At 66.0% G+C, this 865-nt stretch carries 1 protein-coding gene; it reads right to left on the minus strand.

Going from position 1 to position 865, the window contains the following annotated elements:
- Positions 1-756 (minus strand): IS5 family transposase (locus ABD951_RS28525; RefSeq protein WP_425569989.1); only part of this gene is annotated, 756 nt, incomplete at its 3' end.
- Positions 757-865: the final 109 nt, after the last annotated feature.

The raw sequence follows: 865 nt of genomic DNA on the forward strand, positions 1-865 counted from the left end.
GGCGATGTAGACCATCGCTTCATGGTGGTCAGGCCGGGTCTCGTAGTCCCGGACACAGCGACGGTGCTTACAGATCCACGCGAAGGTCCGCTCGACGACCCACCTGCGCGGAAGCACCTTGAACCCTGTGACATCGCCAGGGCGCTTGACTATCTCGACCACCAGGGCGAGAACACATTTCGTCCAGCCGATGAGCCGTCCGGCGTAGCCGCCGTCGGCCCACACGAGCTCGACGGTGGAGAACCGGGCACGCAACGCCGCCAACAGTCGCACCGCGCCGTCCCGGTCCTGGATCCCGGCCATGGTCACCGCGACCGTCAGCAGCAACCCGTTGGTGTCGACCGCGATGTGCCGTTTGCGGCCGTTGGTCTTCTTTCCCGCATCGAATCCACGACTCGACCTCGGTACGGTGTCGGCTCCCTGCACCGATTGGGAGTCGATGATCGCGGCCGACGGCAGTGGAGTGCGCCCGTCCCGCACGCGGGTGCGGTCACGCAGTGCGTCGTGGATGCGCTGCCACACCCCGGCCCGGACCCAGCGGGCGAAGATGGCCCACACGGTGGTCGCCGGCGGGAACTCCGACGGCAGTTGCCGCCAGGCGATGCCGCCCCGTACGACATAGAAGATTGCGTCGAGAACTACCCGACGGCAGTGCTTTTCGGGGCGCCCACCTCGACCTTCGGTGTTGCCGAAAGGTGGGAGCAGGGGCTCGAGGAGTGTCCATTGTGCGTCGGTCACCGACGATGACGGGTACACCGCGCACCGGTGTCCACCGAGCTGATCGGGGGTAGGACATGACGGGCACAGCGCGATAGGTGAAGATGACAAGTGAGCTCCTGGTAGGGCAGGGACGTAAGCACTCACT

Source organism: Rhodococcus olei, assembly GCF_039540555.1.
GTDB lineage: Bacteria > Actinomycetota > Actinomycetes > Mycobacteriales > Mycobacteriaceae > Rhodococcus_G > Rhodococcus_G olei.